This is a genomic window from Rhodococcus sp. P4_B6, assembly GCF_056402215.1.
The window spans coordinates 1-1,823 of sequence record NZ_JBFUHV010000419.1; the positions used below are offsets into that span (position 1 = coordinate 1).

Here is a 1,823-nt window from a genome sequence, read left to right on the forward strand (position 1 = left end):
ACCGCAGCCCTACTCGGTGACCTGCTGTACGAACAGGGACACCTCGCGGAGGCGGACCGTCTCCTCGACCGCAGTCACACCTTGGGCGCCGAGGGCGGCACCGTCGACTTCATGCTGGCCACCTATGGCACGGGTGCACGACTGAAGTACCTGCTCGGACAAAACGACGCGGCGACGTCCCGTCTCGACGAGGGCGCCCGACTGGCACTACAACTGCGGCTGCCCCGACTTGCCGCACGGATCGACAACGAACGAGTCCGAGCCGGGATCGGACAGTCTTCGTCCCGTACCCCGGACCTCGACCGCGAGAGTCGCCACCACCACAACCGGGACAACGGCATCGCCGTCCTCACCTCGGAAATGGAGCAGGACTCGGCGATCCGGGAGACACTGGCCTTACACCCCCAGGTGCAGGACCTCGAGCTCGTATACGACAGGGTGCATGCCCTCGTCGAGTCGATCGACCGACGAGCCCGTCCACGGGCATTCCTGAACGCCGCCCTCCTGCAGGTGGAAACCATGGCCGCCGCGGGACGAGAAGACGCCGCGCTGACGGAACTGTGGCCGCTCGCCGATCAGTGCGCGCGACTCGGGCTGGTCCGACCGATACTCGACGCCGGACCCACAGTGAGCCGATTGGCACGAGATCTCCGGACCGATCGCGCAGGAGCTACCGCGCCCACCATCTCGGCCGAGTATCTCGCCGACTTGGAAAAACAACCGATCTCACCTCGCTACAGTCAATAGCACGCTGCAATGTTCAAGGTCGCACGGCATATTCCACGATCTCGTGGAGGGAATCCTGACCGCCGCACCGATTTACGTGGACCGGGATGATGAGCAATATAGCTTGGAAGACAATCGTTTTCGAACGATTCGGTAACGGATACTATCTAACCTAGTAGGTGCCAGCACGCCCGAGGCCGCCGTGCGCTGGTGCAGGTCGGTACAAGGCCGGTTCTTTAGGGAGCCTGACGTTCTCGGCCTCGTCCTTGGGTGCGCCAGGGCAGTGCTGGCTGTTAGTGGTCGGCGATCCAAAACCGTTTCGTTCGCAGGCTTTCCGATGGTCTCGAGCGACCTTGTGCGGTCGAGTTGTGTCGGCCCGCGGTGTCTGGCTTCTGCCGTGGGGTCAGGCCGTGGTGGGAATGGTGATCTCGGCTCTGCCGTCGAGGCCAGGTAGTAGGTAGTGCGGGCAGGTGACAAGCTGCCGCGGCACGGGTATCGGCTGCCGGTCGGTGTCGAGGTAGAGGCGGTAGGCGAGCTGCCCGCGCCGGTGGATGCCGGTGTTCGGGTCGACGGCACCGAGGAAGTAGCCGTGCGCGGCGCCGGCGGTGGAGAAGATCGCCCGCGCCCATTCAGCGGGTTCGGCGGGCGGTAGATACCGTGGCTCGCCGGTCGCCGCGTCGAGGATGTGCACGATGACCGTGACCACGAGGCCGGCCACGGTGGGGAACCACTGTTCGGCGGCGACGTCGAACCGGGTAATGGATGTGTGAATCCGCAGTTCGATGTCCGTTCCGGTGTGGGCCGCCGCCGCGAGGATGTGGGGAGCGGCTGAGGCATCGTCGGTGGCCAGGGACGGCAGCGCGGCGTCGGTGGTGCGGTTGCTGCCGGGGCGGACGGGCATGGGGCACACAGTACGGGCCGCAGACACACGGCCGGCAGGACGGCCGGTGGTTCGTCCGGTCGAGGACTGGTGCGCAGGGTGGGGCATCGGACCTGCGGTGACAGCATGTCCCTCGAAGCAAAGTGTTGGCCCACGAGTGCCGTGCTGCCGGAGTTCTTCTCGGCGCCATCCGGGGCGGCACGATTCTGATCGCTAC

The 1,823-nt window shown here is 65.8% G+C and carries 2 protein-coding genes; one reads left to right on the forward strand and one right to left on the reverse strand.

Translation table 11 applies throughout. The features are described 5' to 3' along the window. On the forward strand, positions 1-747 hold a 747-nt coding region (locus AC1DWT_RS51195; protein WP_477926262.1), incomplete at its 5' end, for a tetratricopeptide repeat protein. 382 nt (positions 748-1,129) lie between these two features. Here the strand turns inward: AC1DWT_RS51195 and AC1DWT_RS51200 are convergent. Continuing rightward, positions 1,130-1,627, reverse strand: coding sequence for an N-formylglutamate amidohydrolase (locus AC1DWT_RS51200; RefSeq protein ID WP_477926263.1), 498 nt, complete (start codon positions 1,625-1,627; stop codon positions 1,130-1,132). Positions 1,628-1,823 lie beyond the last annotated feature (196 nt).